The following is a 14534-nucleotide window of genomic DNA, read 5'->3' on the forward strand; positions in this document are numbered from 1 at the left end:
TCTTAAAAGTGATAAGATAAGTAGAAAGGAACTAAAATTCTAAAGTGATGAAAGGGATAGTTACATGGAAAAGGACTATAGTAAAGATGACATTATTAAACTGGCTGAAGATGTAGGAGATTTACTTCACAGGGATTACTCAACGTTGCAAAGCAGACTGAATAATACAATTGAATTCCTTCATGAAGAACGGGTTCAAGAAGTATTAGAGGGAAAAGTGAATGGAAATGATGGAAACTACTTTTATAACGAGGAAATGAATTTAACCAAAGCAAAGTACAGTAAAGCGTTTGAAGGCTATGATTTTAATCTGATTGATGCGATCTTTTTGGCGAGCTTAACCTGCCTATTTAATCAATCATTGATGAAAAAGATACGGAATGGATCGAATATTAATGAGGTTGAAGCCGAAGAACAAGAGTGGGTAGATTCCTTTACATCACTCCTTCCAAAATTTGAATCAATCTGGGAAAGTAAGGGGGACGGAAGAAGTTGGCAGACAATTTGTCTTAATATTGAAAGCCTGCTCTATCGTTTTACTTTACTCAAAGATATGACCGCATACGCTAATGAGCCAGAAGAAAAGTTACAGGAAGTATTGCATCGTTTTAGACCACTTTCTAATCAAGACAAAGTAAGGTTTTACGATAAGGTTATGAAAAGTCGAATCGATTATATTTTAGGGAAATTAGAAGCATTCATAGCGGACATGGAGGAAAATGATCCGGAAAGTTACATTCAATACAAGTTTAATCGAAATATACAAGAAATCGATAATAGGTTTAAATAATGAGGGCATTCGTTTAACAGCGAATGCTCTTATTTTTTTTACATAGGAACAATTTAGTTGAAATTCATTTTTAAAGTTCTTAGGTGCGATTTCTAATGCCACCTATAATAAGCTTCAGAAGGTTAGTTAAGCATCTTAATTCTATAACCTTCCAAAAAGAAGAAGGGGGGATTTGTATGAGAGAAGCAAATGAACCAACATTAACTACAACAGAGGGAGAGGGCATGACAGTGGAAACCTACGGTGCTACTTTGTACCAGGAAGTGAATGAGGAAGATTTCATGAGAAAAGTCAATTCTCAACTCGATAACCTTCGCTTTTATGTGAACAGGGATTTCGGGGAGCACTTAATAACTAGACCATGCCAAAGATACGGGCTCTTCTTTCCCGAGCTCTTGCTGTCTCAGAAGGATGAATCTGTAGATGTCTCAGTAGTTGATAAATGGTTTGATGTGATTGAAGTCGAAAAAGACCACGACCTTTCAGTTTTCAAAATCTACTTGGCTCATGCGCCAATAGCGCATAATGCTGAAGAAATCGCATCAACCATTAACCACACACTTGGACCAGCAATTGAAAATAAACTTATATCCGCTGGGCTAACCAATTATTGTGTGCTGTTCAATCTTACAGTAATTGAGCAATGAAGTTGAGACAATTCCAATCCAATAAAAACACTGAAAGGGGAAATGAATCATGAAGAAACAGAAAGTGTGTCTTACGCAAGGTAAAGTCATCCTGCCGAAGTCAATCATAGAAAAGTCTTTATGCCAAGAAAGTGTAAATCATCTGATCCTGGATATTGAAGAGTTTGATCAATTGTTGGCCCAGCAACCACTCGGTACTGTACACATCCAGAGTGTAGTGATTATTGCCGAGTACCCATACGAAAAGGATTTCTCGATACCCAACTTATATGACTACGTAGAGCAAAGAGTGAAGTTTTGTAAAGTAGTCTGCAAAAATGGTCTAATCCATTTTCTTCAAACCGGAATTCAAAACCCTTCAGAAATGCCACTATTCATTTGGTTGCTAGAGACGTCACTAGTCGGACTTCGAGCTAAGGCTGAATATGACTATAGAGTAGAAGTCATTGTCGAAGAACGACTATGATCTAATACGATGATTAATAGATTGCTACAAGAGTAACAGAAACCGAAAGCCCAACTAAAAACGAAAGAAGGAATAATCTATGAAAAAGAAAAAAACAGTAAAATCAAACAAATCACAGAAGGCTTCTAATGTAACGGAATTAGCTATTGAACCTGAAAAAGTAGTAGACATGCCGATTGAAGCCCCGGTGCAAGATGTAAAAGAGACTGCTGTTGAAACACCAGAAACACCAGAAACATCAGAAACACCCATTTTCGAGACCGACCAAACAGCCCAAGCTCAATTGTCAAACGACGAAAAAGCACCTGAAAACGAGCCGGAAAACTCGTTTTTGGAGGAAGTGACCGGGACTGCTGCCCACAACGAACAAGTGAGCGATCTGCCCGCAAGTTCTGTCGACCAGTCAACCACTGTAGCGAGTGAAGCATTAGCGATAGAAGGAGTGGCTGAAGCGGATGAAACCGTCTTAAATGGTTACAATCCCATTCCCGTTATCCATTCAGTTCGTCAAAGAGGACGTGCCATGACAATAGTAAATCATGTGAATGGTTTTCGGACGTCATTTCGTCAAGACATCCTTACTAAGATCGGTTCTCCCAATCGTGTAAGCGTCGGGGTCAATAAGGAAGAAGGTGTTGTTTACCTGACTGCCGATGAAAACGGTCAAGAGCTAAAAAAATCGGGTAAGGTGACAAATGTTCTCTACAATAAGCAGCTCGTTGAAGAAGCTACCGAGGCATTTGGACTAGACTTCTCCAATTGCAGTTCCCTAGGTGTAATGAATGTCGAATACAAGAAAGTAAACGGCAAAGTCTATGCCTTCATTTCCAAGTAAAAGAACCAATAACAAGGGAGGCTGTTTCGGCGATTGACCGTAGCGGCTCCTTCCCAATAAAACACAACCACTACTAAATAAAAAGATTACCTAAACGAAAGTGAGTGTCCAAACATGCAAATGAATAATTACCAGTCACAACCCATTAGTGAAGAAAAATTGTTGAACAATACAAGATTTGACTACGGCAGCTTTCAGTTAGACCGAACTGGTTTACATGCCTTTAACCGGAAAGAAGATGCGTTCGAGTACGTCTGCGATCCACTCTTTGTTGAAAAGCGATTTCAGGACTATCAAAGTGGCACAATGATCATGGTCGTTAAGTTTTGGGTACATGGCGCATTTGTCGCAAAAGAGATTCCCATGTCACAACTCTCTAATCTTGGAACAATCCTTGCAGAGTAAGGCTTCCCCCTAACTTACTTGCAAGCAAACCGTGTTATTGATTTCATTGTCACTCAACAAAAAGAGTCTCCATTAGTTAAGCAGTACGAGGAAGTAGGATTTATGTCTAACCCGCAAGAAGCTACGGGAACAGCTTCACATGTGTTCGGTTTGTCGGAGCCAATCGGGGCAATTGCTCACCCATTGGAGTGGCAAAAGGAACGCTCGCATTTCAATGTGGAACCGAACGGTGAGTTAGACAAGTGGCTGGACATGGTACGTACACATGTACTTGGTTATCCGCCTTTAGAGTTTCTATTAGCCGTCGGGTTTTCTTCTGTCCTAGTTGCCTATTTCAAACAATGTGGACGGGATCAAGATTCTTTGTTCATTGGTCTGACTGGAAAATCAACGACTGGGAAAACGACTGGCAGTAAACTAGCCCTTTCCATTTACGGCTCGCCGGTTAAAGGAAGAAACAGCCTCTTCCAGTCCTGGAATAGTACCGAGAATGCCCTAGTTCATAAATTAGCGGGAAACCGGGGTGTCGTGTACTTGATGGATGAATTCTCAATGAGTACGGCACATGACACGACTTCCCTCATTTACCGGGTAGTCGAAGGACGGGATCGTTCCCGATTGAATGATAAATCAGGCTTACAAAAAAGTGGTGAGTGGGCAACTACTGTCATCACGAATGGCGAAAACAGCATCCTTGAAAAATCGAATCAGAACTTAGGACTGATGGTGCGTTTTCTTGAATTCAATGAAACGAAATGGACCAAAAGTGCAGAACATGCAGATGCCCTGAGAGAAGTTGTCGAACAGCATTACGGTCATGCAGGACTTGCCTACGTTCAGTACTTGGCACAAGATTGGACCATCATCGATACAACGGTCAAAGCATGGCAAGAACAGCTTCTCAACTCTCTGCCGGAGTCCGATGTAAAACAACGAGTTGCTGAAAAGTACGCATTGATTCTTGCTGCTTTGCAACTTGGCGGCGAAGCATTAGGAATTGATTTCTCGCTGGAAGAAGTGGAGGCATTCATCATCGAGCATGAGAAGAATTTCATTGCTCACCGAGATAATGCAGAAAGAGTGTACCAGGCGGTCATTGAAGATGTAAGGGCAACCAACTCTCAGTTCATTGTCGATAAGCTGGAACCGAAAGGCGTAACGTGTAAGGGAATCATTTTCCTGCCAAGCCCTTCCCGCCAAGAGTACATGGTTCATTACTTGCCAAGTGCTTTTGATCAGTTGCTTGCGGATTTGAAACTCAGCAACAAACGCACAGTCGTAGATGCCTTGAAGAAGAAATCCTATTTTGAACACGAAAGCGATCGCCAAACCAAACGAGTCAAACTACGAGAAGAATCAAAAAAGGAAGCAGTCTACGCTTTCCGTATACCGAAACGCTATCTAGAAGAGTGGATACCGTATCAATAATGCCGAGTAAGTATATATCATTACTTTGATACCAAGGCGGTAAGGAGACTTTCATTCCTTACCGCTTTAAAAAAGAGGAGGTCATTCAAATGGTTATTAAAAGCAATACACCACCTGCAGTTGTTCCCCCGACCTTTACGGTAGGTCAGGGTGAATTCATCGACTTTTTGAAGATAAAGGAAATGAGCATGGAAACCATTCGTGGCTACGAAGTCGACTTGAATCAATTTCGCCAATACCTATCAAAAGAAACCAATGCGCCAGTGTTCGTAGATGAAATTACGACAGAAGATTTAGAGGAATACCAACAGTCGATGCAACAAAGAGGCTTAAAACCCGCGTCTATTAACCGGAAAATGAATGCAGTGTCCAGCTTCTTCAATTACGCGGTAAGAAAGAAGTGGATTGGTCTGAATCCGGCGCAGTACGTGGAGCGGGTGAAAGGGAAAAGTGCAGAGCGCTGTTTCCTTAACGCTAAAGAGATTCAGCAAATTGTTGAAGCGATGGAACATCCAATCATTAAGCATTTAGTCATCATGATGGCTAACACTGGTCTCCGTGTCAGTGAATGCACCAACCTTACCCTACATGACGTGGATTTTGATGAGAAGGTTGTCCGAGTCATCGAGGGGAAGGGCAAGAAGGATCGTACAGTTCCAATGAATGATTCATTAGTGCAGGTCATGCGGGCGTACTTGAAGAAAATACGCCCAAAGACCAATTCTTTAAACTTCTTTGCGACAAAGAAGACAGGAGCTATAAGTCAGCAGTACGTAAACCGGGTGCTAAAACAGACCTGTCAAAAGGTCGGCATCCAAAAGGACGTGACGAGCCACGTTTTACGTCATTCCTTTGCGAGCCAATTGGTGAAAACGGACACACATGTAGCAATCATTCAGAGATTGCTTGGCCATGCGGATGTTCGGACAACTTCCGTGTACTTGCACGCGAACCAAAGTGACTTGAAACAGGCTGTGAATTCAATCGGATTCTTAGATAATGAATAAGGGAGATGAATGAGATGGATGAAATCATGAAGGACGAAAAGGTGCAGCAAGTGTTAACGATGTTGGCAGATGGCAAAAGCCGTGAGGAGGTAGGTGAGTACTACGGGCAGAACTTCAGTTCAGTGGACATGTACATGCGTAGGAGGGGTTTCCGGTGGGATAAAGAGAATGCCACATTTGTCTTAAAGGAAAAGGAATCATCCACATCCCTCAGCCAAAAAGTTAAAACCCTGAATACCAAAGCGGCGCAAATCATTCGCATGTTAGATGTGAAGCATCCGAACATTCGCCAAGTCGCTTCCAAGCAAGGATTTGAGTCAGTTGAGGCAATGGGAGAGTACATGAAATCGCAAGGGTACATCTGGGATCATGAAATTGAGAATTACTGTGAAGATCCGGCGTCCAATAAAGGGGCAGGTTCATCTTCTGCTGCCCTCCTCATTCCGTCGGGCAGTACCGGGCCTTTGGATGAAAGCAATTTACTTCCCTTTCTACTAGCCCACCAAGAGCGGCTGATGGATTTGTTGCAATCAGGGCATGATGGAAAAGTTCCGACCTATACCTTTAAAGGAACAAAGGTTCAGAAGACATTGGGGATTGCGTCAAGTGTCGATACGTTGATGAGTGATTACAGCAAGGAGTTTAATATCACTCAGCGGGCAATTCTTGAAACAGCACTTGCGGAGTTCTTCCAAAAGTACGGGTATGATGAACAGCTTCAACAGGTCATTACGTAACACAATTAGATGAACTGGAAGGGCGTGTCTTGGCGGCATGCCTTTTTCATTTCCCGGACGTTCCGTTTGCTGAACCCGGTGCGATCCCACACGTACCAAGGGATTCCCGGAATCCCGGCTTTTTTTAGACAACTTCCCTTTACGGAAAATCGCTCGAGTAGTCGGGATATGGTATAATTAGTAATACACAACGAGGTGAAAAACCATGAATCGTAAGGCGTTACGAAGAATTCCTTTGACCGACTTTATGGATCTAACTGTTGATTACGCATTTAAACAAATGTTTGGAAGCGAGAAGAATAAACAGATTACCATTGTATTTCTAAATGCCATTTTACAACGCACAGGCAGGGATACCATCAAGGAAGTTATATTTGCAAAACAAGAAACTGGTGGTAAGTACAAGGACGATAAGCAATCGCGATTGGATATTGTGGTAAGGACACAAAGTAATGAATTGATTAATATAGAAGTACAGGTCGCGAATGATCATTCGATGTTCAAACGCACCCTATTTTACTGGGCTAATCTTTATACAACAGAACTTGAAACAGGACAGGGTTATCATAAGTTAGTGCCAACGATTACGATTAACATCTGCAATTTCACCGTCTACGACAAGAACGAATATTATCATAATACCTTTCATTTATACGAAGATTCATCATTGCGCCGATTGGATCGTGAAGATGATGTGTTAGAGATTCACTTCATCGAATTGAATAAATTCCTTAAGATGTGGGAACGAGATGAATTGAATGCACTGGATGATATTTTAGTCAGATGGTTGCTGTTACTCAGCATGGTAGATGCTCGTAAGAACAGGGTATATGATCAGATTTATCAAGAATTGGAGGAGTTAGCGATGAGAGATGACAGCTTAATGAATGCTTTTACTGCTTGGGAAGAATTAAGTCAGTCGAAAAAAGACGTTGTAGCCTATCAATCACGCCTGAAATATATCCTCGACGAAGAAGGTAAGCTGGATGATGTGAAGTACAAAGCGATTAAAGAACGGGATGAGGAAATCATTCGTAACAGTGTAAAAAGTAATATTCCTATCGAAACGATTTCAGCCATAACAGGTCATTCCGTAGAAAAGCTACATCAGATAATTAAACAGTTAGGATTGGAATAACGACTGAGGTGCATCTTCTTAGGAGATGTGCCTCCATATTACATAGAAGAAAATGTATAGGTAAAGTCAGTTACCACTACATTGTATTTTTTACATTTTTTATTTTTCTTATTTTAAGCCTTCGGCTTTGGTTTTCGTAGGTGTCTTGTCCAGGTTTTTCCGGGTTTTCGGGAACTCCATGGGGCGCATCGAAACGTGTCGGGTTCAGTTGACGGGTTCGCCGGGGAGAAAGTAGACTTTCCCTCTACAGATTTTATACTACTTTTTTCTATATTTACGAAAAAACCTATCTATTAAATACATAGCTTATCTCTACCTCGAAATGAGAATTTGGACAAAGTCATGGGCCCCATGGAATTGTGAGTCTACAAAAATAGGATGAAAGCTGGTTAAGGTTTGGCGATTACCACTACTGCAGTAGACGTAGCAATCACCGCTCCTGAAGAGGATGTTCTTGGTGCTACTGTTGAAGTTAAAGATGGTTCAGGTAATGTTGTAGAAGTGAACCCTGTAGATATTTCTGCTGGGGATACTGTTGCATCATTTACTTTCAAAACTGCTGTTGATGCAGACGCTCTTGTAGGCGTTTGGACAGTTGATGGTAAAGAGTATAACTTTGATGCAATTAACCTACTTACAGACATTACTGAAGCCGCTACAGCAAATCCATTTAATGAATTAGCACTTTACAATGCTTTAGAGGCTGCTGGCATCAAAAATGTTGATGATAACAGACTTCAAGCATATGCGGATGCAATTGTTGATGCTTCTCCAGAGGTGTTAGCAGATGTTCAAAAAGCTGTTGATGCCGTTAACAAAAATGCTACTGAAACAGCTGATCAAGCCGCAGCAGTAAAAGCTGTTAAAGAAGCAACAAACCAAATTCAATTATTGAATGCTTTGAAAGCTAACTTTGAGCGTGTAAATGATAGCTGGATTGCTGCATATGCAGGCGGTAAAGTTGGGGATGCGGTTGTTAACCCTGGAGAGGAAGCAACCAAAGGAAGTAAAGCTGGTTTTATTATTGCTGATACAGATAAAACTACTGCAAATTTAGCAGTAGATGTGTACGGCGAAAACGCTGCTGGATCTGCTTCATTTGATAACTATGACTTCGATGGTATCCAAGAAATTCTTGATACTATAAACGAAGCTCAAGTAGCTGCTGCATACGATAAAGCTTTCAAATCTTTGAAAACTGCTGATGTAAATGCAGCTCGCGCTCTTGCGAACCAATACTTAACGACTGCAGAAGAAGAAGGCGATCATGATGCTAAAGCATACGCTAACGATTCTTTAGATGTCCTTGAAGCTCTAATCCGTGTTAATGCCGCTACAACTAATAACACTCTTAAGAGTGCATTGGTTGCGCTTGACAACCTAGAGACTGCTCTTGTTGAGAAATACAAAAATAACGTTCACGTTCCAGCTGTTGCTGATGATTTCGAAATTAAAAACGTGAATGATAACTTATTAGCTGAATACCGTAAAGCAATTGCTGACAAAGAAGTGAAAGATAAAAATCAGCGTGGCGATATTGATGCAATCATTAAACAAGTAAATCAAGATGCAGTTGACAGTGCAATTATAGCTGTTAATAATGCGGAAGGCGAAGAAGCTGTTCTTAAAGCTCTTAAAGCTTATCCTGGTCTGAAAAATGTTGCAGATGTTAATAAAGATCAATATGTAAAAGATATTGGTAAAGGTAAAACTGCTGTTACTAAAGACGGTACTACAAACCAAATTCAAACAAGAGTTAATACTTCTAACGTAAATGCAGTTAAACCAACCAATGCAAAAGTCTCTAACATTATTGCAAAACTCAACGTTCTTGAAATTAAAAATGTAGTTCCAGCAAATGCGGCTGCTTATATTGCTGACGCTGCTACTACTAAACTTGCTTCTGCAAGTTCAGTGGAAAATGTTCAAGATGCAGTTAATGCTATCAATAAGTTAGTTACTGAAAACTCATCTGTTGATGAAATCAACGCTGCTACAACTGCTACAGAAGTTAAAGCCGCTCTGGACAAGTTAGCAATCGCTGATTATGTAAACGTCCCGTCTGCTGATAAATTATATGTAGCGGAAAAGGTACTTAAAGCTCGTGATTCTGAAGAAAACAAAAAGTTTGCTGACAAAACTAGATTGACTACAGTCTTAGGAACAACTTCTACTAGTGGAATCCTTAATGCTTATGCGGGTGAAATTGCTAAGTATACTTTCACAAACTTAGATAATAACATTAACAAGACAGTGGGCTTGTTAGAAGGCCTTGATTATGCAGCGTTTGATAATCTTTCTGCTGGTAAAAAAGCTGAAGTTGCAGAAGCATTCATTGCAAACTATCCACAAACTGAAGCTGGTGCTCCAGTAAACTACACAACACTTGCTGCAGTAAAAGCAGGCGTTGACAAAGCAATCACAGCAGTAGTCGAATAATAAAATTGCGAAACGTTACTCTATAAATCTATGAAAACAGTAGATGAAATGGGTGAAGAATTGTCCTCGTATCTTTTGAAAGGTGCGGGGCCTTTCTTTAACTATACACTGTCAAATGATGGGTGAAACACCTATCCTATGTAATAGCCTAATGTACATAGAGCTTAATCCTCCTGCATGCCAAATGGTTTACTCACCAGATGGCATGAAGCCAGGTGAAGTCGTAATACGTGAGAGTCGTATGCGGGGCTCCTTAAAAGATGACTATGGTTAAGCAATGAATCCATGAAGTAAAGCTGCATGAGTTAATGGCTGATCTACAAAGAACCTTCGGCTGGTCAGTCATCTGTCTGCTTGGAATAGCAGAGCGGGAATCGGAACAATTCAGGCTATTAAACCGGTTCTTCTCATGTTGTATAGTGGAGGCCTACGGTCATCAAAACAAGGGATGACAGGTATGGAACGTTTGAGGGCCTTGATGAAGAGGAGGAGTAACTCCAGGGAGGCATCAGGGAAGTCAGCGGGTTCGTAGTAGTGTCGATCGCCAGCCGTTTGCATCTGTATGGTAACATGCGGAGAGGGAAAAACTGGCGGGAGCGAAGGAACCCAGTCGGTAGTAAATCTATCGATGGAACGCCGTATGCGGTGAAAGCTGCACGTACGGTGTAGACCGGTCGAAATCCATGGCAGGATAGACACGGAATGGTAAACCGTTGCCAACACCACCTTCTGCAACTCAGGTGGTAAAGACTTCAGCCGAATTCCAAAAAGCTTTGGCAAACCCAGCTGTTAAAACAATTAACTTAGATGCAAGTATCGGGTCTACAGGTGATGTATTTAAAGCTAATCGTCTTGTAAATATCAATTTGAATAATAGAACCCTAACTGGTGATTTAAAGATAGAAACTGATCTAGCGGGTACTATTAATCTTTCAGCCGGAACTGGTGGAAAAATCGTTGGAAACCTTGTAGTGAACGCGCAGAATGCAACTGTTAATAACAGCATTCCTGTAGAGAGTGGAAGTATTATTATCACGGATGTTGCTTTAGGTACATGGAATGAAAATGCAGACAATAACACAATTATCGTAAACGATTCAACAGGCGTTACTTTGAATATCGGTGAAGGCAAAACAGTTAGCTCACTTACATTGAACCAACCTACTACCGTTACTGTTCCAACAGGATCTACTATTACTACTTTGGATGTTAAAGCTCCAGGATCCAAGGTATCTAATAACGGTACAGTTACTACTTTACAAGCTGATGCTCCAGTAGCTGTAGAAGGTAAAGTGCCAACTAATGTAACTGGTAGTGCTGCAGGCGATGTTGAAGTTTCAGTAAAAGTGGATAGCAAGCAATTATTACTAGATGCTATCGCAGATACAAAAATTACCGAGATTGTTGTAGATGGAACTATCGGTTCAACTAACGATTTCGGTGAATTCAATATTGAAAGAGCTTTAACAATTAAAGGTGCTACAAATAACTCAGTTTACGGTACTTTTAACGTTAAATCTACTGGTGTTACTTTGGAAGGGTTGAACCTATTTGTTCGTGGCGGATCCACTGAACCAGCGTCATTGAAAACTGGTATCAACATTCTAACTAATCAAGCAACCGTTAAAAACAATGTTCTTGAGTTAATTAATCCGAATAATGTTGATGTTGGTAACGGACTAGCCATTTGGTCTACTACGCCGGGGGATACTCAGTTCAACATTAGCGGGAATACGTTCAAGTCATTTGAGGGTAATTCACCTGGCTGGTCATCTACAGCTATCTTAATTGTAGAAGGACTTGATATGGCTCGTTTTGGAATGGCTGGTACTACATCAGCAGAAATTACAGTTAACGACAAACTCATCGCAACTGGAAACAGTTATGTAGGTGGTACTTATGCTTATATGCACCACAACTACGCAGGAAATAACGCAGGTGTAAGTTACGGTTATGCTAGAACTTCCGGTAATCTGGGAGCGATCATTCGCGATGCTTCCGAGGGCGCAACCGTGTTACTTGCTAATGATATCGAAAGAGGAACAGATATTACAGTAACAAAAAATGTGAAATTAACTGGCGGATACAAAGTAACTTTAACAGGTGAAGCTAAGATTACTGTAGAAACAGGAAAACAATTTACAATTGACGCAGAAACGACTGTTGAAGGAACTATTACTGGTGAAGGAACGTGGACAGGTAAAGAGACTGTAGAAGAACAAGTAGGTCCTACAGAACCAACAACACCAGCTGAAACAGAAAATCAGGAAAAGATTTAATTAATTCTATCTATTTAATCTATCACTCATAAAGTGAGAGTAGGAAACAAGAAAGGACTAGCCTTCGGGTTGGTTCTTTTCTTTTTATTTGGGCTATCATCTATTATAATAAGAGAAAGGTATATCTATAGGAGGAACTAACATGTTTGACTATTCCGCCCTTCCCGGCAGTTTTGCTGCGCCTTCATTTGAGCCAGTAGTGTCGGAAGGATTTTATTATACAGTAACAGCTGGCAAGGATGAAGCACCGATTTACCAAGAATTGAACCAACGATTAACACAGTTGGAGACGAGTACTGTCATTCATGAAGATGAATTGCAAGCGATTGAGCATGCCTCCGCTGATCTAGTCATCAATGTGGAAGCCAAAGAAGAAGTGCAGCTTCGCATTGATTGGCTCAAGTGCCTCTATGACGTAAAAGGTGCGCTGCCATCTGTTTCTACATCGACAGAAGCTGAACGCCTACGCACAATGCTTAGCCCCGTTCAGACGTGTCCATTAAAGTCTGAATTGCTCACAGCATTGGATCGTTTAGCTGAGTCTATTCATGCTGAACCTGAACGTGCTTCTTTAAGCGCAAATGATCGAGTAATGGAATTCGCGATTGAGCAGGCTGGAGATGGCTTTATCAATCTTGGCAAGGCAGGAAGAGAGCACGTAGTTAAGGATGTTCTAAAGAAATTTGGCGAGGATGTGCCAGTGGCTTCCATTCAAGAAACAGTCTCTGCACTAGAAGGCCAAGTTGCCCGTCTTGCTGAAATAGAAGATGCGAAGACATTGCAGACACAACTGGAGACTCTCCCGCTGCCCAGCTATGCAGGTCTATCTACAGAACGGAAACAGATGGTTGCCGAACAGTTGATAAAAAGCAGACAGTGGAAAGGGTTAGCTTCATTGAGCCGCCTAATTCATCAATTGGATGCCAAACTAAGTGCGGCAGAAGAACAGGATGAACTGGAGATCATGAAAGACTATCCTGCAGCTGTATTGGATGTTAAACATTTGGATAGCAATAAGATACGACTTAATAGTTTATGGTGATCAGTTAAAGGACTGGCCTTTTTGTTTTCGGAATGTTTGGATGGAATTATAGAACGTATTCATATCAGGAAACATGGGCATACAGCGCTGAAGGAGATTTACTCCCACATCACTCAATTCCACTTTTTTTCAAATAATCGCAGACAATTTTCTTCTCGACAGTAAAGTGGTCGGTTTAGTATCATGTTTTCGCTCTTTACGTTTTATTTGGGCTAAGGTTCGAATGGATGAATAGGTTCCCTGATGGCCCTTTTTATGAATAGAGTGGTAAATAGATTTGACCGTTTGACCTGCAGGCTCCGAGCGGATCACTTCGTCTGTATACTGGTCAATCGGTTTAGCTATGATACGCTGATTAAAGGGTGGCGATTTTAAATCTATATATTTCTTGATGATACGCCAATCTAATTGATACTGCTTAGAGAGCTCTGTAATATTCTTGTCCTGCAGATAAGCTTTTGTACTTCTTGAATCAACAGTCATTTATTCTGTTGTCTTTCAGCTGCAATTCTTTCCTGCTTCGTCAAATGAATCATCGGCCCCTCGTCTGCTGATTCTGTCTAGGTGATTGTAGCAGGTACGAGAATACCCAGATAGGCATCTACCTGTTTTTTCGCAGCTCGTATAAAGTGTCAGCGGTCGTATACTTGCTTGATTGAAGAATCAGCTTCTGTAGTTGCATTTCGAATAGCTGGAAAGCCATCTCTGCTAACAATCTGGGTAGACGGATAATTCCTCAGCCAAGCCGTGACGGTTTCAGGAAACCGATTTGGTAAAAGAACGACTTGCACACCCTATTGATGATCGCAAATCAGCGTCCCCTATGTGTGCCCTTTACGAAAAGCAAAATCATCAATTCCTAGGAAAGGGTGATACCTCTGGCGCTATTTCTGTCCGGTAAATCAGCGATAACAAGGCATCGTGGCTTATCGGCATATGAATGGCTGTAGCAATTTTTTCGGCGGTTAGACAAAGCGGCTATGAGAACGAGTATTCAAACGAGCACAAGAAGGGCAATAAGAGGATAATCGGGTACTTTGAGCAATTAAAATGAATTTTTCAGGAGCAAGATTGACATGAAGCAATTCTAAAAAAGGATCAGGAGGAATCCAGGATAGAGTATCCATCTTCAAACACTCCTTTCTCTTTATTATACCAATCTAGCATCGTAAAAGTCATTACCTACTTCCAATGTACTGTCGTGTCATCAATCAAAAAGTGAAATAAACCAAACAAGTTTACTTGAAAATTTTATAGTGTAAAATAGCCTGAAAAACCCCCTCGATTGTTAGATGTTAACAAACAAGGGGGTGAAATGTTT

Annotated in this window: 13 protein-coding genes; 12 read left to right on the top strand and 1 reads right to left on the bottom strand. The window is 41.1% G+C overall.

The annotated features are described in order from the left end of the window. The first annotated feature begins 64 nt into the window (after positions 1-64). The 12 genes from SporoP33_RS11870 (at position 65) to SporoP33_RS11925 (ending at position 13213) form a co-directional block, all read left to right on the top strand. Positions 65-790, top strand: a complete 726-nt coding sequence (locus SporoP33_RS11870) for a hypothetical protein (RefSeq protein ID WP_081243904.1) — start codon at positions 65-67, stop codon at positions 788-790. Between the two features lie 176 nt (positions 791-966). Then, positions 967-1437, top strand: a complete 471-nt coding sequence (locus SporoP33_RS11875; RefSeq protein WP_081243905.1) for a hypothetical protein — start codon at positions 967-969, stop codon at positions 1435-1437. A 49-nt stretch (positions 1438-1486) separates the two neighbouring features. After that, complete coding sequence (locus SporoP33_RS11880) at positions 1487-1903, top strand: hypothetical protein (protein ID WP_081243906.1); 417 nt, start codon at positions 1487-1489, stop codon at positions 1901-1903. Positions 1904-1982: 79 nt separating this feature from the next. Then, complete coding sequence (locus tag SporoP33_RS11885) at positions 1983-2738, top strand: hypothetical protein (RefSeq protein ID WP_081243907.1); 756 nt, start codon at positions 1983-1985, stop codon at positions 2736-2738. A 114-nt stretch (positions 2739-2852) separates the two neighbouring features. Beyond that, the gene (locus tag SporoP33_RS11890) at positions 2853-3143 is read left to right on the top strand and encodes a hypothetical protein (RefSeq protein ID WP_081243908.1); all 291 of its coding nucleotides are present in this window, start codon (positions 2853-2855) and stop codon (positions 3141-3143) included. A gap of 102 nt (positions 3144-3245) precedes the next feature. Further along, positions 3246-4571, top strand: coding sequence for a DUF927 domain-containing protein (locus SporoP33_RS11895; protein ID WP_081243909.1), 1326 nt, complete (start codon positions 3246-3248; stop codon positions 4569-4571). A gap of 89 nt (positions 4572-4660) precedes the next feature. Further along, positions 4661-5578: a tyrosine-type recombinase/integrase gene (locus SporoP33_RS11900; protein ID WP_081243910.1), complete on the top strand. Its 918-nt coding sequence runs from the start codon at positions 4661-4663 to the stop codon at positions 5576-5578. A gap of 14 nt (positions 5579-5592) precedes the next feature. Continuing rightward, positions 5593-6315, top strand: a complete 723-nt coding sequence (locus tag SporoP33_RS11905; protein ID WP_081243911.1) for a hypothetical protein — start codon at positions 5593-5595, stop codon at positions 6313-6315. Positions 6316-6520: 205 nt separating this feature from the next. Further along, positions 6521-7453 (top strand): Rpn family recombination-promoting nuclease/putative transposase, encoded by a 933-nt coding sequence (locus tag SporoP33_RS11910; protein ID WP_081243912.1) that lies wholly within the window; start codon positions 6521-6523, stop codon positions 7451-7453. A gap of 396 nt (positions 7454-7849) precedes the next feature. Next, the gene (locus tag SporoP33_RS11915) at positions 7850-9892 is read left to right on the top strand and encodes a hypothetical protein (RefSeq protein ID WP_081243913.1); all 2043 of its coding nucleotides are present in this window, start codon (positions 7850-7852) and stop codon (positions 9890-9892) included. A gap of 713 nt (positions 9893-10605) precedes the next feature. Beyond that, entirely contained in the window at positions 10606-12171 is a 1566-nt protein-coding gene (locus tag SporoP33_RS11920; RefSeq protein ID WP_155961354.1) for an autotransporter outer membrane beta-barrel domain-containing protein, read from the top strand. A 142-nt stretch (positions 12172-12313) separates the two neighbouring features. Further along, positions 12314-13213, top strand: coding sequence for a hypothetical protein (locus SporoP33_RS11925; protein ID WP_081243915.1), 900 nt, complete (start codon positions 12314-12316; stop codon positions 13211-13213). 129 nt (positions 13214-13342) lie between these two features. Here SporoP33_RS11925 and SporoP33_RS11930 read toward each other — a convergent pair whose 3' ends face one another. Continuing rightward, entirely contained in the window at positions 13343-13696 is a 354-nt protein-coding gene (locus SporoP33_RS11930; protein ID WP_081243916.1) for a hypothetical protein, read from the bottom strand. Positions 13697-14534: the final 838 nt, after the last annotated feature.

This window comes from Sporosarcina sp. P33 (assembly GCF_002077155.1).
Lineage (GTDB): Bacteria > Bacillota > Bacilli > Bacillales_A > Planococcaceae > Sporosarcina.